The following is a 17,917-nucleotide window of genomic DNA, read 5'->3' as shown; positions in this document are numbered from 1 at the left end:
GACCCTTGTGAATGCGTGGTCTCGAACGGCGCCTCCCCCGAAGCCGCGCCGACGCCGACAAATCCGTTGCCCCGATCCACGACCACCGCCTCGTGCCAGACGCTTCCGTCCGGGCTGACCTTGATGGACCAGTCGTCATTGCCGGCGGTGCCCATCTCGGCGCGGCCGGAGAAGCCCGTCTGGAACAGGAGCGAGGCGGTGTCGCCCGCCGCGGCCTTGTTGACCTTCAGCTGGTGCCCGGCGCCCTCGTGGTTCAGGAGCGAGCCCGGCGACTGCACCAGGAGCCGGTTGTTCGCGTCCGCGCTGCCGTTCACACCGAGAAGCGATAGGTTCTGCAGCTCGTCAGGCACCACGCTCGACCACGCGACGCCGTCCCAGACCAAGAGCAGATCCTCGTCCGCCACCCAGGCGCGCCATCCCACGCGCGGCGCGAGCCTCTGCCAGACTCCGTCCGACCAGAGCGCCACATTCAGATCCCAGCCCGACCAGTCACCCGTCGCGCCGGAGGCGACAATGTAGCGGTCGCCGTCGGCTGGCGAGGCGGGCGGCGCGGTCAGGTCGCGGTCGCGCACCGCGAGCTGGACCAGCCCGTCGAGAAGCCGCAGCGCCTCGTTGTGGCTGACGTGCTTCTGCGCCTGCGCGGCGAGGATGTAGGGCAGCTGCAGGTTGGTCGTCGCGTCGGACATGGATCACCTCAGAAGTAAAGCGTGGCGGATTTGGCCCAGCCGCGGCCGACAGCCGTCGAGAGCTGGAAGATGCGCACGTCGAGGGCGTCGCCCGGCCCAAGCGGCGCGCCGAAGTCCTCGGTCTGCGCGGCGCCGGTGTAGACCACCGCGGGCGCGGCGGCCGAGAGCGTGCGCAGCACCGTGCCGGCGGCGTCGAGGATCTCCACCTCGTAGGCTTCGCGCCCCTCCACCAGCGGCACCTCGAGCCCGCGCCAGCTGTCCGCCGCGGGCGCGCGGGAGCGCCGCGTCCAGCGGATTGTCAGGTCGCCGGGCGTGCGCGGCGTGCGGAATGGCTGCTCGACATGAGCGACCGAAAAGGGCCGGAACCCGGCGCCCTCGGGCGTGAAGGTCGCGGCGGTGTAGCTATCCGAGGCGACGGGATCCCAGATAGAGCCGACCCGCCAGTTATAGGTGATGCCGATCTCGGATTGCGTGACCGGCAGCGGCACGACGCTGGTGTCGAGCACCACGACGCGCGCACCCGCCGGCGCCGGGTTGCCCTGCGCGCCCTCGGTTCCGCGCTGGCCGCGCAGAAGGCGGGAGAGACGGTAGCGCCCCGGCGTGATCAGCTCCGCCTCCGCCGCCTGCAGCACCTCCCAGACGCCGGGCTCCGCCTCGAGGGCAAGCGCGTTGGCGCCCGAGAACAGCTCGAGATCCGTGACCGAGCGCAGCGATCCGGAGACCAGATCGACGTGCACCTCGTTCGCCCGATCGAAGCGCGAGACCGGCCCCGGATACAGATCGAATGCAAGCGCGCCGATCCCGGCCGGCGACCCGACCTCCGCGACCCGCTTGAAGCCGTCGAGCGTGGCGCTGCGGTAGACCGCGACGACGCCGGGCCAGGGCCGCGTGTGCACCGCGAGGTAAGGCGCCGCGGGCGGCGCCGCCTCGGTGATCTGCGGCAGATTCATGAACACCGCCGGCGGCGCGTCGAACACCACCGGCCGGCCGATGGAGCGCTCCCGCGGCAGACCCGGCGGCAGGTCGTAGACGCCGCGATCCTGGCGCACCGCCTCCAGGCGCCGGGATTCCCCGTCCGCGGTGGTGACAAGCCGCAGCTGCATATCGGCCCCGTCGTGCTCGAGCGCGACCACGTCCGAAGGATCGAGGGCAAGCCGCGACGGCGGCAGGGCGAAGGCCGCGCGTTCGCGGCCCGCCCATGCCTCCATGAGCGCGCGCCTGCAGCGCCGCTCCGCCTCCTCCGGCGGCACCGCCATGGGAAAGGTCTCGAGCGCGACCCGCGACGCCTCGACCGTGGCGCGGCGCGCCTCGACCTGCGCCGATTCGTAGTCCGCGTCCGCCCGCGCGACTGACCACTTCAGCGCCTGCGGCAGCTCCGTCTCCTGCCCGCGCGTGAGCTCGACGCGCTCGCCGGCCCGCGCCGGCACGAGCTCGTCCAGCGTGAGCGAGGCCACGGGCGCCGCGCCGCGCATGACGAAGCGGATGCGCCCTTCGCTCTCGATGGCATCGAAGCCGAAATGCCGCGCCAGGACGCCGAGCGAGCTGCGCGGGCTCTCGAGCGCGGTGATGGCGTAGCCCTCGACCGCGCCGTGGAGATCCGACACGTCCACCCGCTCCGCCGGCAGGCCCGCGCGTTCACAGAGGAAGCGGACGAGCGCGGGCAGCGAGGCCGCGCCGATGCGCCCGTTCAGCCAATGGCCGAGCTGCCAATTCGGACCGTCGGCCCAGACGTCCTCAAGGCCGGGGAAGAAGGGAAACGGGCGCGCGTCCCACGTCCAGGCGGCGCACTCCGCGACCTCGAGCATGCGCCCTCCATAGACCGACGACACCGGATTATGCGCCGGCTCGGACCAGTAGAGGTAGAGCGCCTCGAGGTAGGCCCGCGCGATGGCGTCGTCGCGCCACCCCCGCGAGAAATGAGGCACAGAGCTCTCCGACGACTTCGGATCGTAAAAGACGTTGGGCTGGTTGGTGCCGCGATCCACCGCCGGGCACCCGAGCTCGGTGAACCGGATGGGCTTTGATTCCGGCACCCAGGCGGTGGGCGTCGCCGCCTCGACGCCGCCCGGCCGGTCGTAGTGCGCGTTCGACCACCAGCTCCGGATGTCCTTGTAGCGGAATACCCAGGGCTTGCCGGCGCCGTCCTCGATGGGCGTGCGCACCTGCGCCGCGCGATCCGCCGCGGAGGCATAGAACCAGTCGAAGCCCTCGCCGCCCTCGATGTTCGACTGGAGATAGGCGCGGTCGTAAATCGAGCCCCAGCCCGCCGCCGCGTCCGCGTGTTCGAAGCCGTCGCGCCAGTCGGAGACCGGCATGTAGTTGTCGATGGCCACGAAGTCGACGTTCGCGTCCGCCCAGAGCGGATCCAGATGGAAGAACACGTCCCCCGTCCCATCTTGCGGCTGATGCCCGAAATACTCCGACCAATCGGCCGCGTAGGAGATGCGCGTGCCCGCCCCGAGGATCGCGCGCACCTCGGCCGCGAGCGAAACGAACTCGGCGACCGCCGGATAGGTGCTGGCGCCCGAGCGAATCCGCGTGAGCGCGACCATCTCAGTGCCGATCAGGAAGGCATCGACCCCGCCGGCCGCGGCGCAGAGATGGGCGTAGTGCAGGATCATGCGGCGCAGGCCCCACTCGCCCGCCGGCCCGTTCCACGCGACCGACTCGTCCGAAACCGAGAAGTCCGACGCGGTCGCGGTGCCGAAGAACGCCGCCACCTGGTCCGCCGCCGCCGACGTCTTGTCGACCGAACCCGCGACCCCCGCCGCGGGCGAACAGGTGATCCGCCCGCGCCAGGGAAAGGCGGGCTGACCGACCTCCGCCGCGTCGTCACTGTAGGGATCCGGCAGCTCGTTGCCGGGCGGCACGTCCATGAGGATGAACGGATAGAAGGTGACGCGCTTGTCCCGCGCCTTGAGCTCGCGGATCGCCTGCACCACCGAAAAGTCCGCCGGCGTGCCGCCATAGACAGGCTGGCCCTCGGCATCGCGGCTGACGAGATATGCCTCGGCGCGCGTAACGCCGTTCACCGACCAGTCCCGCGAGGTGGCCTTCGCGGCGAGCTCGACACCCGGCTTCAGCTCGCACTCGCCGGCGCGCAGATCCGTGCCGAACCAGGAGACCACGAGCGAGACCGACTCGCAGGCCGGCGCGACCGCCTCGAGCCGATCGAGCGAGACCAGCATGTCCGCGGTGCGCGACAAGGCGTTGAGGTTCTCCGCGCCACCCTCATCCGATGTCCCCGGCAGAGGAAAGCCCGGCTTCTTGCGGATGCCCTCGGTCGCGTAGGTGAACTCGCCCGAGGCCGGGATCATGCAGACCGCCGGGATCAGCCCCTCGGCCGTCTCCGCCTCGGCGAAGGGACGCAGCACCTCGAAGGTGAGCTGCGGCAGGCGGTTGCCGAAACGGCCGAGCGGCAGATCCTCGAACACCGCGTAGGCGACCCCGCGGTAGGCAGGCGTCGCCCCGGCGCCCATGAGCGACTGGATCAGCGGATCCGGCGCCTGCGTCTCGGTGCCGAGATACACGCGCCACTCGATTGTGGAGGTATCCAGAAGATCCCCGTCGGCCCAGACCCGCCCGATGCCGGCGATCGGCCCCTCGCAGATGCCCACCGCAAGCGAGGCGTAGTAACGATACTCGGTCGTCTCGACCTCCGGCCCGCCGCCCTTTCCGCCGCCCTGCGAGGTGGTCTCCGTCTCCTCGCGGAAATCCGTGGCCCAGATGATGTTGCCGCCGACGCGCATGCGCCCGAACACCGCCGGGATCACCGCACCCTCGGTCGAGGTGGTCACCTGCAGCGATTCGAGCCGCGGTCCCTCGACCCGCTGCGTCGGCGCAAGCGAAGCGACCACCCAGCTGTCGACCGCCGAGCCGATGGCCGAACCGACGTAGCCGCCGATGGTCGACGCGCTGATACCGAGCAGTGTGCCGCCGATGGAGCTGCCGATCGCCGCGCCGGCGATCCCCAGAACGATGGACGCCATGTCAGATCCTCCGAGCCGGGAACACGAAGGCGCAGGCAACGCGCCGGCGCCAGGCGGTGGTGAAGGGCTCCTCGATCACGCCGAGGCGCTCGCGCGCGTGCACGAAGCGATCCGGCGCCACGAGGATGCCCACATGCTTCGCCAGGGCGCCCGCGCGCATGCGGAAGATGACGAGCGCGCCCGGCCCGATGGCCTCGCGGTCGATCTCGATCAGCAGGGCGCGCGCGGCCTCGACGAGCACCTCGCGCGTGCCGACCTCGCCCCAGTCGCGGGAATAGGGCGGCACCGGCACCGCCTCCGGGCCGACCACCTCGCGCCAGACGCCCCGCGCGAGCCCGAGGCAGTCCGCCCCGACGCCGCGCCGGCTCGCCTGATCGACGTAAGGCGTGCCGATCCAGGACCGCGAGACCCGCACGACGCGGCGCCGATCCGCGCGCCTCACAGCACGCCCCCCTCGTTCCCGCCGCCGCGCTTGGCGAAGCGCACGATGGTGTCCTGGCCGGGAATGTGCGGAAAGCCCCGGAAGTTGGCGATATTGTCGAAGCGCCCGGCGCAGGTCTCCGGGCGCTTGTCGCAGCCCGCCACGACCTCGAAGGTGTCGCCCGCCGAAGGCGCGCGCACGGGCGGCTCCATCAGTGTGAGCTCCGCGATCGCTTCGTCGAGCTCGTGGCGCGCGACCTCAGCGCGGCGCCCCGCGTTCGCGCCCGTCGCCCACTCGATAACCCCGAGCGAGAAAAACCCCGCCTCGAAGCTCTCGAGACCGGAGGCGAGCACCACGCGCTCGCGCGGCAGCTCCGCAACCGTGCCCGCACCGCGATAGGCCGGCGCGGAGAGATCGACCCCGCAGCGACCATCCCCGAGCACGGCATCGCAGCGCGCGGTGTAGGTCCGCCCGACCGTTTGGCCCAGCACATGGGCGAGCGAGCGCACCTCGGTGGTAAAGGCCACCCGTCCGCGCCGGATCTCGCCCAGCGCGCCGCGGCGCAAGAGCGCGCGATCGGCCGGGTTCGACCAGTTGACGCGCCACACCTGCACCTCGGCATTGTCCCAACGACCGTCGAGGATGTCGGTCTCGGTGATCCGGTCGGAGGTCAGCACGCCCTCGGCGTCCTGCGCATCGACCGACAGGTCCGAGCCGGAACGGACCTCGGACGCCGTGAGCCCGCTCTCGGGCTCGAAGTCGGTGCCGTCAAAGCTGAGCGTTCGGTCATGGTCGGTGAAGCCGAAGGTGACGCCATCGGTCCTCGTGATCCGCCAGCACCAGGCGAGCGTCGTCGTGCCCTCGTCGAGATGAGACTGCAGGCCGGGAGCAAGTTTCTTCATCGGCAGACCCCAGTCATCCGCGTGTCCGTTTCGACGATCCACGTCCGCCACGGCGCCGGCACTTCGGAAATCGTTTCAGCATCCGGAATCGACAGACGCGCCTCCGCATAGGCCGCGCACCCCGCCTCACCAGCGATCCTTGTTGTCGCGCAGCTGCTGAGCAGGATCGTGGCCGCGAGCATCGCGCACCGCCGCGCGCCCGCGCTCCAGCCGCTCGTGGCTCTCCGCAATCGCCGCATTCTCCGCCTCCCGCTTGCCTTCGCGCCGCCCCTCGGCGCGGCCCCAGAGCCGGCCCAGAAGCGCACCCGCCACGGCGCCCAGCGCCGCGAGGATCCAGAGCATCGCCTCAGCCATCGCCACGGAACCCGCGCTCGATCCGGTCGCGCAGGCCGATCAGCCCCAGACCGAGGAACATCAGCCCCGCCGGCGAGGCGTCGCCCGAGCCGCCCAACAGCGCGACGAGGCGAGACAATTCAGTGAGCGCGTCGCTGCGCGGAAGCACCACCGAGGCGACTCCCGTCGCCATGGCGAGGATCCCCGCCCACCAGGTCATGGATCGCGGATGGACATACCGCATGGTTCACTCCCTCCGAATGAGACCCGACAAAAGCTCCAGCAACCGGACGAACCAGCCCGTCCGCCGCCGCGGCGCGCGCAGAATTGCGAGCGCCTCCTTGGCCCAAAGCCGCCGCACCGGACGCGAGAAGTCCACGCGCCCGCCTTCGTCGGCGCGCCAGACCGGAATCGCCCTGTCCGGATAGGCGCCGTGCAGGAACAAATCCCGCTCCGCCTCGCGCCGCGGGATGATCACCGCCGGCCGCGACCAATTCATGAAGAGATCCGCGGCTTCCTCGACCCTGCCAGCGTTCAGCGCCCGCGTCAGGCTCGCCCGCGCGACGTCCGCGCGGAAGATTCGAAGCGCCTCCGCGATGGCGCGGTCGAGATCGACCGGCATGCCGCGCGGCATGGCTTCGGGATCCGGCGGTCCCGCCGCGGCGGTGTGCCCGACCCCGAACGTCCACACGCCCGCGGCATCGAGATAGGGCGCCGGCACGACTCCTTCGTGCCCGGCCAGGGCCAAGAGGCCCTCGTCCGTCATTTGCATGAATTGCCTCCGAAGTTTCCGCCGCGCGGCTCAGTGAATAGGCGCGCCGCCAAGATAACCTTGCACGATCACCGCGATCAGCCCGCCCAGCGAGCCCGCGACCGGAATCGTCGCGACCATCAGCCCGAGAATCCAACGCGTCTGATGGCGCAGCGCCTTCGCCTCCTGGGAATCGGCCGCGTTCTGGTGGACGGTTTCCGAAAGATGGGCGAAGGACGGGCTCTGTTCCTCGACGCGCGTGAGGCGATCGCGCAGCCCCGGCATGTCGCCGAGCTGCGCCTCGATGTGGTCGATCTTCGTCTCCATGCGCGCCAGGCGCGGCTCCAGCGGATGCAGGCGATGAAGCGAGTCGGTCATCGGCGGATCTCCACTAGCGGGATAGAGGTAATGGACCCGAGCCGCTCGATATCCAGTGTCACGTCGAGTGCGTCGCTGTCGAAGCGCACCGGCACGTCGAACTCGAAGCCCGCGGTGATGGTGACGCCCGCGCCGGGCGCCGCGTCAAAGGTGACGATCCCCGTGGCCGGATCCAGACTCCAGCCTGACGCCTGCTCCGCGCCGTCGAGCGCGACCCGCACGCTGCCCGCCACCGGCTTAGTGATCGCGCGCGTCCAGACCTGCGCGCCCGAGGCATAGCCTTTCACCAGCTGGAAGGCCGTCGTGGAGCCGTCACCGGTCCCGAGCGGCTGGTCGTTCGCCGCCGGCGCGGCCGATGGCGTGCAGGATTTGTAGTCGGCCCAGTCCTTGAACCGGAACCCGTAGAGCCGGCCGTTGCGCGCCTCGAAGAAGGCGACGACCGCCGCCAGATCGTCGGCCCGGCGGATGCCGTAGGCGACGTCGTAGCGCCGGCGGGAGTCGGCCCATGAGGCGTTGCGCTCCTCGTCACCCGAGGCAAGCTCGACGATCTGCGTGCGCCGCTCCGGCCCGCCGCGCGCGCCCCGGCTGATGTCGTCGGGAAACCGAACGTCGTGGAACGCCATGGATCAGAGCCCTCGCCGACCGAGCGACACCGCGCGCGCGATGTCCGCCGCCACCTGCGTGCGCGACTGGCGGAAGCTCTCCGCGTCGCGGGTCTGGATGTTTACCGTGACGCCGCCGCCGGCGTAGTCCCGCGCCTCCCGGCGCGAGAGAACGCGCTCGCCGCGCTGCAGGATGGCCGGCACCTCGTCATGACGCAGGCCGAGCGTGCCGCCGGAATGCATCCGCGGCGCGCCCGCGAAGGCGAGCGCCGGCACGGACCGCCGCTGGCCGGCCGCGCCCGCCACGCCGCCATCATGCAGGACGCTGGCCTCGAGCGCGCCGCCAAGCGCATCCGCGATCGGCGCGAGGATAAAGCGACGGGCCGCGAGCTGCGCGAGATCGGCCAGCAGCGAAGTGACCAAATCGCGGAAATTCAGCTTGCCCGTCCTCACGAACTCGCCGACAGCGTTCGCGGCCGACCGGAAGGCGCCGACGAGGCTCTGCCCGATATCGCTGCCAATATCGCGCGCCTTGCTGGCATAATCCGTAAGCGTCCGCGAGATCGCAGCCCAGCCGCTGGCAGCAGCCTCGCCCCCTTTGGCGATCCCCGCACCTGCCGCGCTTCCTGCCTCTCCCGCCTTCTTGAGAGCCGCGCGGACCCGGTCCGCGGCATCACTGGCCTGATCGAGCGCATCCTCGCCTTGCTCGCCACTCGCGCGCATCGCCGCCAAGAGCTCTGCTACCGCCTCGCGCACCCCATCGAAGGCGCCAGCGCGCGTCTTGGCCGCCCTGGCACGCAAGGCATCGCCCCGGTTGCCGGCGTTGCTCGCGGCGTTCTCGAGATAGGACGCGTAAGCCTGCGCACCGATCACGTCGATACGCGCATCCGCGCCGATCCGCTCGGAGACCGCGTTAAAGGTCGGCCCGATCTGGCCGAGAAAGTCGGCCCACTTTTGCGACAGAAAAGCCATGAGCCGGAGCCAGATGCCCTCGATGTCCGCCCCCATCGCCCGGAAATCGTCCACGAAGGAGGTGACGGTCCTCGTGATCCCGTCCCAGACGGCGCGGGCCACATTGCCCAACAGCTCCAGCGCCTCCCCGAACCCGCCGGCGCCCTTCACCAGTTTCGTAAACTGATAAACAAGCTCGCCCGCGCCGACGATCAGCGCCCCGATACCGGTGCGGATCAGCGCGCCGCGCAGGACGACCAGCGCCGTGGCAAGCCCGCGCACCGACAGCGCGGCGGCGGCCATGCCAGCCACCCAACGGCCTGCGAGGAAGGCTGCGAAGGTCGCGGCGTAGGTGGTCAGGCGGCCGATGTTGTCGAAAAGGCTGCGAATTGCGATGCCGAGCGGGCCCGTGCGGCTGGCGACCGCCGCCATGGCGTCGGCGACGGCCTCCAGCGCGGGGGCTGCAGCGACCGCGAGCTGGTTAGCGAGCCCTCGCCAGATCAGCCCAAGCCGCGAGATCGCATCGTTCGTCCGCTCGATCCGGTCCGCGTCCTGCTCCGAGACCACCACCCCGAACGCACGCACGTCCTCCGTCGCCTGGCGCAGCGTCGCGGTGTCGATCCGGCTCATGGCGATCGAGCCTTCCTCGCCGAAGAGCTGTCCCGCGACGGCGGCGCGTTCGGCGGCGGGGACGAACTCCTCGATCGCCGCGTTGATCGCGCCGACCCGCTGGTCGAGCGGCAGGGCGATCAGGTCGGAGGCCGAGAGCCCCAGCCGGTCGAGCGCGTCGGCGGCAGGGCCGGTCCCGGCGGCCGCCTGGCTGAGCCGACGCGTCAGATCCTTGGTCGCCTGCTCGATTCCGGACATCGAGACGCCAGCCAGTTCGCCCGCGCGTTCGAGCGTCTGGATCGAGGCGACGGTGGTGCCCAACGATTGCGCCAGCTTGGCCTGCGCATCGACAGTTTGCAGACCGGAGCGCACCATGGCCACGCCCGCCGCCGTGGCGGCCGCGACGGCTGCTGCCGAGGCCACGCGGACCCGGCGCGCAAAGCCCGCAAGCCGGGCATTGGCGGCCTCCATCTCGCGGCTGAGACGCCCGAAGCCGCGCTTACCAGCCTCGCCCACGCCCTCGAGCTCGGCGCGCACCTGGCGCCCGCCCACGGCCGCGAGGCGGACGGACACACGTTTTTCGGCCATTTGGGTCCTCTCGAGATGATGTCAGGCTTCGGAGCGGCTCACCGCCCCCTTGAAATATGTATCACGCCGTGATACATGCCCCCATGATCGTCAACACGAAGGGCAAGCGCGCGGCGAACGCGGTGGAAGGCCGGTTCGGCAAGGGCTTCCCGGCCGATCTGGTCAAGCGGACGCGTGCGATGCTCTCGGCGCTCGACGCCGCCACGGTCCTCGAGGATCTCCGGTTTCCGCCGGGCAACCATCTCGAGGAGCTCAAGGGCGACCGGGCCGGGCAGCATTCCGTCCGGATCAACGACCAGTGGCGCATCTGCTTCGTGTGGACCGATCAGGGACCGGCCGACGTCGAGATTGTCGACTACCATTGAACGGGCATCGAAAGGACGCGCCATGACACTGATGAAGACCCCCTCGCACCCCGGCGAGGTTCTCAGGGAGCTCTACCTCGACCCGCTCGCGCTGAGCCCGATCGCGTTGGCCCGGCGCCTGCACGTGCCGCGCACGCGGATCGAGCGGCTGGTGCGGGAGGAAACGGCCGTGACCGCCGACACCGCCATGCGCCTCGCCAAGGCCTTCGGCACGACACCCGAATACTGGATGAACCTGCAGCGCGCCTGGGACCTCGCCCGCGCGCGCGACACCGTCGACGTCTCAGACATCACCCCCGTCGCCGCCGCCTGAGCCGGCCTGTCTGGCCAGCGTCTCGACCACCACCGCCTCGACATGCGGGAGGAGCTCGGCGGCGGCGGCCGGGTCGATGCCGCGGGCGCGCGCCATGGCGAGCAGCGCGGTCATGTCGAAGCCGATGACGCCGCCCATGGGGGCCAGCCGCAGCTGGCCGCCCGCCGCCTGCACCAGATCCCGCACCTGCCGGCCCTCCAGCGTCAGCGGCCGCTCTTGCGTTTGCGGGCAGTCCGGGCACGGCCCGTCGCAGGCCCGGCAGTACTCCGCGCCCCCGCCCCAGACCCAGGCTGCGAGGGCGCAGAGGCGTTTTTTTCCTGCTCCAGCAGCAGGCCCTTCTGGACGTAGCGGGTCTGGAACGCCTCGAAGATCGGCCAGATGTCCATCAGCGCCGGGATCGTCTCGGGCCCGGGCTCAACGGGCGCGCCCTTCGCGTCGCCCACGCCCTCCCACTCGACGATGGCGAGCCGCGCCAGCGCCACCGCGAAGGGGATCGCCACCGCCTCGTCGCTCGCGCGCGCCGCGGCCGGGTCGGCGTCCAGCGCCTCATCAGCCTCGGGCGGCACGCTTTGCAGCGCCGCGACCACGTCGGGGTCGCGGCGCGCCTCGGCCATCAGCGCGGTGGTGATCGGCAGGAGCTTCAGGCGGACGCCGCCGGGCATGTCGTGCCAGGCGGGTTTGCGGGTCATGTCGAGTCGGAGCATCAGTACTGGTCCACGTCGTTGATGAGGGTTGCGGTGGCCATGCGGCCGGTGCCGGGGTCGCGCGCCGCCTGCCAGTCGAAGGTCGCCTGGATGCCCTGCGGCCCGTCGATCCCGATCCGCGGGCGCGGCAGGTAGACGGCGTGCGCCGTCAGCGTGAAGCTCTCGCCCGAGGGCAGCGCGTAGCCGAACACCAGCTCGCAAGGATCGCCGTCGATGGCCTGTTGCAGCAGCGTCTCGTCGGCGAAGCGGACGACCACGTTGCCGGTCAGCGCGGCGATGCCGGGCTCCACGCCCGCGATCTTGCCGTCGGCGCGGATCGTCTCCACCCGGTCGAGATTGTTGGCATAGGTGATCTCGGCCGAGACCAGATTGCCGAGCGCCGTGCCGTCGCGCTGGACGCCTCCCTGGAAGCTGCCGAAGCGCTTGAGGGCAGGCTCGGTCAGGGTGCCGGCCTGGCTGGTGGCGCTCTTGTCCTCGCCCTGCGCGATGACGCCGACGGTCGCGGTCACGAGGCCCGAACGCTCCATCGACCATTGCAGCTGGTTGACCCGGCAGCCGGGATACATGGCGTAATGCGGCACCTCCGGCAGGCCCTTTTCCAGCGCGAAGCTCGGCAGGTCCCAGGCGCCGGACTGGAACTCATGGGTGTAGGGCCCGGTGCCGCTGGTCGCGGGCGCACCGAAGGCCGCCTTCAGCCAGTGGCCCCAGGCCTCCGCGTCGATCGGGACCACCACGTCACCATCGGCGGTGATCGCGTCCTTGACCGGCGGCAGCGGATCGCGGCCGTAGCCCAGCAGCTCGGAATCGAGCAGCGGCTGTTCGGCGGCGACGGACAGCCCCGGCGCGAACGGCATGCGGATGAAGCCGCTCGCCGGCGGCGTGCCGTAGGTGGTCTCGAAGCCGAACGCCAGCTGGGCCCGCGCCCCAAGGGATCGTGCCATGATGCTCTCCTCTCGCAAAAAGAAGCGGCCCGCGGAGCGGATCCGCGGGCCGGTGGGTCATAGGGTGCCGGAGGTCGTCTGCGCCGCGCTCAGCTCAGCGGGTCGTCCGTCGAATAGTGCAGCACCACCGCGATGGTGGCCGCCTTCAGGCTCGCCGCGCCCTCGACGGGCAGATCGACCGGCCGCGGCGCCTCGGCCTCGACCCAGTCGCAGAGCCCGCCCAACGTGCGGTCGACAGCGAGCGCCGCACCTACGCTGGCGGTCAGCGTGTCGAAGGCGATGTCACGGTCGGCGCCTTGCACGACCGCCTCGATCTCGGCGCGGTGCTGGTAGTGGTAGCGCAGGGGCGAGAGCGTCACCTCCGGCTCGCCTGGCTCGCCATCGCGCAGGATCAGCAGTCCATCGGCCGGCACGCGTTCGGGCAGCACCTCGCCGCGCAGAGCGGTGGCGGGCAGCGCCAAGAGCCGCGCGTGCAGCGCGGCGAGGATGGTTTCGCGTGGAGTGGGCATTGCGAGTGGCTTCGAATCCTCGCCCATGCTATCGACGCGCAAGCGTTCCTACTGATCGCGCAGATGAACTTGCGCTCGATCAGCCATCTTCATGGTTTTTCATGTTAGGTGATCAGATACACAGGAGAACCGACATGCAGTTCCAACTGAATACCGACGCCAATATCGAGGGCGACGACCGCCTCGCCGAGGTCGCCGAGCAGACGGTCGCTTCGGCGCTTGGACATCTGACAGACCGGCTGTCGCGGATCGAGGTGCACCTGGCAGATGTGAACGCCGCCAAGGGCGGGACCGATGACATTCGCTGCACCATCGAGGCGAGGCCCGAGGGGATGCAGCCGCAGACGGTCACCCATCACGACGCGACTGTCGAAGCGGCCCTGCGCGGCGGCGCAAGGAAGATCCGGTCGCTCCTCGACAGCGAATTCGGCAAGCTCGGTCGCCGCTGAGCCGGAGCACCTTTGGCGCGTCTTGCATCGACGACGATACGCAGCGCCTACAGCTTTCGCTCCACCCAATTCGCCACGATCAGGCCCGGCACGCTGTCGTGCGCGCGCTCGGCGTCCCGGTCAAGGTCCAGCCGCTTCGGCAGCTTGACCTGCGGGACCAGCAGGAAGATCGGAGCGGTGACCTGGTTGCGGCCAGTCTTGGAGCGCGAGATCACCGCCTGGCCGCGTTTGTTGATCCGGGCGCGATCGGCGACCAGCAGGCTCGGGCCGCGGCGACGGTAGACGAAGCGCAGGCGCAGGCCGCGCCGTCGCTCCCATTCGCCAGGGGTAAGCTTGGCGCCGCGCAGGCCGCGGCCGGCAGCCTCGGTCGGGATCGCCAGCCAGAACCCCTCTTTCGAGCGGATCAGCGGCCCGGTGTCGTGGGCGCCGATGATGACCGGAGCCTTGGACCAGACCAGCGCGGCGGCGTTCAGGCTCTCGCCGGACTTCGGGTAGGTCTGGCTGCGGATCGAGTTGGCCAGCCGCCGCCCGAGCCCCGCGCCGGTGATCTGGCCACGCCAGGCGGTCTTGAGACCGGTCCCAGCATCGCGCATGGCGGCGGTCACGGCGTTTTCGCCGGCCTTCACCTCGGCGGCCATGGCGGCGACGAGATCGGGCGTGATGTCGAGCTTCAGTTTCATCGTGGTCAGGCCGGGCGCAGGTCGACGGTCCAGACGAGCCGCTCGCGGTCTCGGACGGGCTCGCCCTGGATGAGGAAGGCCTCGCCGTCGATCTCGATGCGGTCACCCGGGCGCGGGTTGGCGACCTCGGCGAGGCGCAGGTCCAGCCGGGTTGTCTCCGACCAGATCCGCGCGTCGCCGAAGCCGGTGACGTCGTCAGGCCGGCGCAGGATCGCGCGGACCAGCGCAGGCGCGCCGCCCTCGGCGGTGTAGACGACGTCGCGTGCCAGATGCGCGTCCGCGAAGAGCGCGTCGAGGGCGGATGCGAACGCGCTGGTCATGGCTATACTGCCCCCATGAAACAGGAATCGATTTCAGAGCGCCCGACGAGGATCCGAGCCGTTCAAGCTCTTTCCGACGCTTTCGTTCACCAGCACCCCGACAAATCCCTCGACCCGAAGGGCTACGTCGCAGATTTTCGCGACACCCTGCTTCCGCAGGTCTCGCTGGAGGATTTCGAAGCAGACCTGTCGTCGGGCGACGGCAACGAGCTGGAGACCAAGTTTCGGGCGGCCCATTCTTCATCAGGGCTGGCGGTCAACTGCTTCGCGCCGTTTCGGAGCCGGCTCGCCGACCTCGCCATGCCGATGGGTGCCGGTTTCGACGATCTTCGCTTCGAACGGAAATGCCCCACCGGACTCCGCGGTGGCCGTGCTCCCAACCTCGACGTCGTGCTTTCGGGCCCCAGCGGCGTGGTCGGGATCGAGTCCAAGCTGACCGAACACCTGTCGGCTCACCGGGCCGAATTCTCGCCCGCCTACGAGGAGCAGATCAGGGACGGGCGGCGCGACCAGGGATACTTTCGCGAGATGCTGCGCCTCCGGGATCGCCCGGACCAGTACACTTGGCTCGACGCTGCACAGCTCATCAAGCATGCCTTCGGTCTGGCTCGCACCTTTCCAGACCGCCCCGTGACGCTGCTCTATCTGTTCTGGGAGCCTGCGAACCCGGGTGCCGGTCCGGAGTTCGCCGCCCATCGGGCGGAGATCGAGGAGTTCAGGGCGCGCGTGGCAGGATCATCGCCGGCGTTCGAGGCGATGAGCTACCCGGAACTCTGGCGCTTCTGGCAGGATACCGAACCGGCCGACTGGCTGGTCCGGCATCTCAGCGATCTCAACGCCCGATACAGCGTCACGCTCTGACTCATCAGGTCCGCCGCGCCGAGCGGAGCACCTGCGGGCGGGTGCAGATCGGCAGCGGGTTGCTCTCGATCTCGAGCCGCACCCATTCGTCGCGATCCCGGTCGGGGATCATGCGCGCATAGAGCGGCAGGCCCACGGTGTTGACCGTCTCGAAGGTGTCTGCCGGGGCGTAGTAGATCTCGAACAGCCCCTCGACCCCCTCGGGGTAGAAGTAGGCCTTGTCGGTGGGCACGCCGAAGCCGAGGCCACCCCGATAACGGCGGAAGGTGATGCCGCCGAAGCTGACCTCCTCGCCGACGCGCCCGCGCAGATCGGCCGCCGCGGCGGTGTTGAGGTAGGTCTCGCGCACCTCCTTGTGGGCGACCAGATCGGCGAAGAAGGCCGAGCCGCATTCGGCGCGGATCTGCACCTGGCCGGCGGCCAGGCCGCCCAAGGAATCCTCGACGCTCTCGATCAGCGCCTGGCAGCGCTTGCGCAGCGCGCCCGAGGCGGGGCTCGTGTTGTCCAGATCGAAGTCGACCTCGGCCGCGGGCGTGATGCCGAACTCGGCGTGGTAGTCGATCACGGTGGCGCCGTCCTTGGGGTCCTTCACCACGCCCTGGATGCCATTGAAGAGGTGGAACTCGAAGGTGGCTTCGGCGTCGTTGCGCAGGCGGCCCAGCTTGCGCGCGACCTCGGCCTGGACCTGTTGCACCGCGGTCTCGGAGCCGAAGTCGCGGATGGACTGGATCTCCGAGGCCCAGAGCACGTCCTGCTTCTTGAACTGGCGGCAGACAAACGCCCGCATCTCGCGGCGTTCAGGCGTCTGGGACTCGTAGGCCGAGCCCCGCTCGGAGAACGGGATGAGCGAGAGCGTGCCGTCGCGGCTCTCGATCATGACGGTGCGCGCGCGCACCCCGCGGCTGCCGAAGAGCCCGGCACCCGAGAGGATTGCGGGCTTGAAGGGAATGTTCTCCAGCGCACGGGTCAGTTCGATTATGGTGAAGGCATCGCCTTCGAAGATGTCCATGGTGGCCATGTTGATGCCTCCGGGTCAGGGATGGTTGTGGGGTGCGCGATCAGCGGACGAGGATGCCGGCGTCGATGAGCGCCGCGTGGGCGGCCGCGATCTCGGGATCGCTCGGCGTGCCCGTGAAGATCAGGTCGTGGCGGTTGACGATGGCGGGGCCGCGGACCACCGCGACGGCCGGGGCGTCGCCACCCGAGGCATCCGCCTTGCCCCAGAGCACCGCGACCGCGGTATCGGTGCCGTCGGTGGCATTGGGATCGTGCGCGGCGTATTTGCCCGAGGCCGTGATGTTGCCGAGCACGGTGCCGGGGGCGAGCGTGCCAGCCGCGACGGTGATGGTCTCGCGGGTGTAGTCGCGATGGGCTTCCCAGACGAGGAAGCCGCCGGGATGGGTGCCCTCTGTGAGCGTGGTCATGGTGTCTTATCCCTTGAGCTTGAAGGTTCGGGCGATGACGTCGCCCCAGGGGCGGGTCGTGGCGCTGCGCCCGGGTTGCGGGTGATGGGGCGTGATCTCGGGCGCCGTCTCGGCGCGGGCGTCCAGCAGCGCGGCGCGGACCGCGTCGAGGCTGGCGTCCTCCTCGAGGAACCGCCCGGCCATCTGCGGCTGGCCCGCGAGGCGGCAGAGATCGACCACGGCGCGCGCATGGGCGATGGCCTCGGCGCGAATGGCCGCGGGTTCCGGGCCTGTTCCGGGATCTACCGCCGTGCCGTCCGGATCGTTCGCCTCGGGCTGCGGTGCGGCATCGGGCGGCGCGGCAACATCGTCGGCGTCTTCAACGATGTCCGGTCCCGTCGCGGCTCTCTCCGGATCGGCGGTCTCGACCGGCTCGACAGCCTCCACAAGCTCGGGCGGCGCGTTCCGGAAGCGGGCGATGTCGAAGCTGGCGGCGATGCGCACGGGCTCGGCCAGCTGCGTGGCGAGGCCCGCCTCCAGCGCCTCGGCCGCGTCGAACCAGGTCTCCGCCGCCAGCAGCGCCGCGATCTCGTCCTCGGGCTTGCCGGACCTTGCCGCGTAGCCGCGCGTCATGGAGGCCGCGATCTTGTCCAGCGTCCCGGCCATCTCGCGCATGTCCGCCGCCGTGCCCATGACGAGGCCGGAGGGGTCGTGGATCATCAGGAAGGCGTTCTCGGGCATGACGATCGCGTCGCCCGCCATGGCCACGTAGCTCGCCGCCGAGGCCGCGATGCCGTCGATCCAGACGGTGACCGGGCCGTTGTGACGGCTCAGCGCGTTGTGGATCGCCACGGCATCGAAGACCGATCCGCCGGGGCTGTTGAGCCGCAGAACGATTTCCGCGTCATCCGGCAACGCGCCCAGCTCGGCCAGGAACCCCTTGGCGCTTACGCCATAGGCACCGATCTCGTCATAGATCAGCACTTCCGCGCCGCCCTCGCGGGCGCGGATCGTGTACCAGCTCTTCATGATGTCACTCCTATGATGGTTGTCCAGCAGGACTTTGTTTTTCTTTGATTTTGAACCGGGTGAAGTCTTCGAAGACCCAGCCGTTTCGGAGTGTGTCGTAGATGATCGACAACAGCTTGCGCGCGGTGGCGAT

The 17,917-nt window shown here is 70.2% G+C and carries 23 protein-coding genes; 4 read left to right on the top strand and 19 right to left on the bottom strand.

Annotation, left to right across the window (positions count from 1 at the left end; all coding sequences use genetic code 11):
- The 10 genes from ACH13J_RS16640 to ACH13J_RS16595 all read right to left on the bottom strand — a co-directional run.
- Nucleotides 1–686: DUF2793 domain-containing protein (locus tag ACH13J_RS16640; protein ID WP_397544472.1), on the bottom strand; the 686-nt coding region annotated here is incomplete at its 3' end.
- 8 nt (nucleotides 687–694) lie between these two features.
- Nucleotides 695–4,675 carry a baseplate multidomain protein megatron gene (locus ACH13J_RS16635; RefSeq protein WP_397544471.1) on the bottom strand — a complete coding sequence of 1,327 codons (3,981 nt, stop codon included), beginning with the start codon at nucleotides 4,673–4,675 and terminating at the stop codon, nucleotides 695–697.
- 1 nt (nucleotide 4,676) lies between these two features.
- Nucleotides 4,677–5,117, bottom strand: a complete 441-nt coding sequence (locus tag ACH13J_RS16630) for an NlpC/P60 family protein (protein WP_397544470.1) — start codon at nucleotides 5,115–5,117, stop codon at nucleotides 4,677–4,679.
- On the bottom strand, nucleotides 5,114–5,998 hold the full coding sequence (locus ACH13J_RS16625; RefSeq protein ID WP_397544469.1) for a DUF2163 domain-containing protein: 885 nt from the start codon (nucleotides 5,996–5,998) through the stop codon (nucleotides 5,114–5,116). Before ACH13J_RS16625 ends, ACH13J_RS16630 begins: the two co-directional genes overlap by 4 nt.
- 126 nt (nucleotides 5,999–6,124) lie before the next feature.
- On the bottom strand, nucleotides 6,125–6,352 hold the full coding sequence (locus ACH13J_RS16620; protein ID WP_397544468.1) for a hypothetical protein: 228 nt from the start codon (nucleotides 6,350–6,352) through the stop codon (nucleotides 6,125–6,127).
- Nucleotides 6,345–6,524, bottom strand: a complete 180-nt coding sequence (locus ACH13J_RS16615; protein ID WP_397544467.1) for a hypothetical protein — start codon at nucleotides 6,522–6,524, stop codon at nucleotides 6,345–6,347. The genes ACH13J_RS16620 and ACH13J_RS16615 overlap by 8 nt, the downstream gene beginning before the upstream one ends.
- 54 nt (nucleotides 6,525–6,578) lie before the next feature.
- A complete protein-coding gene (locus ACH13J_RS16610) occupies nucleotides 6,579–7,103 on the bottom strand; it encodes a glycoside hydrolase family protein (RefSeq protein ID WP_397544466.1) in 525 nt (174 codons plus the stop codon).
- 30 nt (nucleotides 7,104–7,133) lie between these two features.
- Nucleotides 7,134–7,460, bottom strand: a complete 327-nt coding sequence (locus ACH13J_RS16605; RefSeq protein ID WP_397544465.1) for a hypothetical protein — start codon at nucleotides 7,458–7,460, stop codon at nucleotides 7,134–7,136.
- Nucleotides 7,457–8,083 carry a phage distal tail protein, Rcc01695 family gene (locus ACH13J_RS16600; RefSeq protein ID WP_397544464.1) on the bottom strand — a complete coding sequence of 209 codons (627 nt, stop codon included), beginning with the start codon at nucleotides 8,081–8,083 and terminating at the stop codon, nucleotides 7,457–7,459. The genes ACH13J_RS16605 and ACH13J_RS16600 overlap by 4 nt, the downstream gene beginning before the upstream one ends.
- 3 nt (nucleotides 8,084–8,086) lie before the next feature.
- Entirely contained in the window at nucleotides 8,087–10,210 is a 2,124-nt protein-coding gene (locus ACH13J_RS16595; protein ID WP_397544463.1) for a phage tail tape measure C-terminal domain-containing protein, read from the bottom strand.
- A gap of 83 nt (nucleotides 10,211–10,293) precedes the next feature.
- On the opposite strand from ACH13J_RS16595, the gene ACH13J_RS16590 reads away from it, so the two are divergent.
- Together ACH13J_RS16590 and ACH13J_RS16585 are read left to right on the top strand one after the other, a co-directional pair.
- Nucleotides 10,294–10,575 (top strand): type II toxin-antitoxin system RelE/ParE family toxin, encoded by a 282-nt coding sequence (locus ACH13J_RS16590; protein WP_397544462.1) that lies wholly within the window; start codon nucleotides 10,294–10,296, stop codon nucleotides 10,573–10,575.
- A 22-nt stretch (nucleotides 10,576–10,597) separates the two neighbouring features.
- A complete protein-coding gene (locus ACH13J_RS16585; protein ID WP_397544461.1) occupies nucleotides 10,598–10,888 on the top strand; it encodes a HigA family addiction module antitoxin in 291 nt (96 codons plus the stop codon).
- On the opposite strand, the gene ACH13J_RS16580 is transcribed toward ACH13J_RS16585, so the two are convergent.
- From ACH13J_RS16580 to ACH13J_RS16565, 4 genes are all read right to left on the bottom strand, one after another.
- Nucleotides 10,859–11,074: a DUF7697 family protein gene (locus ACH13J_RS16580; protein ID WP_397544460.1), complete on the bottom strand. Its 216-nt coding sequence runs from the start codon at nucleotides 11,072–11,074 to the stop codon at nucleotides 10,859–10,861. The two genes, ACH13J_RS16585 and ACH13J_RS16580, sit on opposite strands and share 30 nt — an antisense overlap.
- A 17-nt stretch (nucleotides 11,075–11,091) precedes the next feature.
- Nucleotides 11,092–11,592 (bottom strand): hypothetical protein, encoded by a 501-nt coding sequence (locus ACH13J_RS16575; protein WP_397544459.1) that lies wholly within the window; start codon nucleotides 11,590–11,592, stop codon nucleotides 11,092–11,094.
- A complete protein-coding gene (locus ACH13J_RS16570; protein WP_397544458.1) occupies nucleotides 11,592–12,533 on the bottom strand; it encodes a phage tail tube protein in 942 nt (313 codons plus the stop codon). The genes ACH13J_RS16575 and ACH13J_RS16570 overlap by 1 nt, the downstream gene beginning before the upstream one ends.
- A gap of 89 nt (nucleotides 12,534–12,622) precedes the next feature.
- Nucleotides 12,623–13,042 (bottom strand): acyl-CoA transferase, encoded by a 420-nt coding sequence (locus tag ACH13J_RS16565; RefSeq protein ID WP_397544457.1) that lies wholly within the window; start codon nucleotides 13,040–13,042, stop codon nucleotides 12,623–12,625.
- Between the two features lie 134 nt (nucleotides 13,043–13,176).
- On the opposite strand from ACH13J_RS16565, the gene ACH13J_RS16560 reads away from it, so the two are divergent.
- The gene (locus ACH13J_RS16560) at nucleotides 13,177–13,491 is read left to right on the top strand and encodes an HPF/RaiA family ribosome-associated protein (protein WP_397544456.1); all 315 of its coding nucleotides are present in this window, start codon (nucleotides 13,177–13,179) and stop codon (nucleotides 13,489–13,491) included.
- Between the two features lie 47 nt (nucleotides 13,492–13,538).
- Here the strand turns inward: ACH13J_RS16560 and ACH13J_RS16555 are convergent, their stop codons facing one another.
- Nucleotides 13,539–14,171, bottom strand: coding sequence for a DUF6441 family protein (locus ACH13J_RS16555; protein ID WP_397544455.1), 633 nt, complete (start codon nucleotides 14,169–14,171; stop codon nucleotides 13,539–13,541).
- A gap of 5 nt (nucleotides 14,172–14,176) precedes the next feature.
- The gene (locus ACH13J_RS16550; RefSeq protein WP_397544454.1) at nucleotides 14,177–14,491 is read right to left on the bottom strand and encodes a head-tail joining protein; all 315 of its coding nucleotides are present in this window, start codon (nucleotides 14,489–14,491) and stop codon (nucleotides 14,177–14,179) included.
- Nucleotides 14,492–14,506: 15 nt separating this feature from the next.
- On the opposite strand from ACH13J_RS16550, the gene ACH13J_RS16545 reads away from it, so the two are divergent.
- Nucleotides 14,507–15,352, top strand: a complete 846-nt coding sequence (locus ACH13J_RS16545) for a PGN_0703 family putative restriction endonuclease (RefSeq protein ID WP_397544453.1) — start codon at nucleotides 14,507–14,509, stop codon at nucleotides 15,350–15,352.
- Nucleotides 15,353–15,356: 4 nt separating this feature from the next.
- On the opposite strand, the gene ACH13J_RS16540 is transcribed toward ACH13J_RS16545, so the two are convergent.
- From ACH13J_RS16540 to ACH13J_RS16530, 3 genes are read right to left on the bottom strand one after another with little or no spacing between them, the layout of a single operon-like run.
- On the bottom strand, nucleotides 15,357–16,370 hold the full coding sequence (locus tag ACH13J_RS16540) for a major capsid protein (protein WP_397544452.1): 1,014 nt from the start codon (nucleotides 16,368–16,370) through the stop codon (nucleotides 15,357–15,359).
- 40 nt (nucleotides 16,371–16,410) lie between these two features.
- Nucleotides 16,411–16,776 (bottom strand): head decoration protein, encoded by a 366-nt coding sequence (locus tag ACH13J_RS16535; RefSeq protein WP_397544451.1) that lies wholly within the window; start codon nucleotides 16,774–16,776, stop codon nucleotides 16,411–16,413.
- A 6-nt stretch (nucleotides 16,777–16,782) separates the two neighbouring features.
- A complete protein-coding gene (locus tag ACH13J_RS16530) occupies nucleotides 16,783–17,784 on the bottom strand; it encodes a head maturation protease, ClpP-related (RefSeq protein WP_397544450.1) in 1,002 nt (333 codons plus the stop codon).
- Nucleotides 17,785–17,917 lie beyond the last annotated feature (133 nt).

It is taken from the genome of Roseovarius salis (assembly GCF_044472985.1).
Classification (GTDB): domain Bacteria; phylum Pseudomonadota; class Alphaproteobacteria; order Rhodobacterales; family Rhodobacteraceae; genus Roseovarius; species Roseovarius salis.
This window is presented reverse-complemented; position numbering and strand designations above follow the sequence as displayed.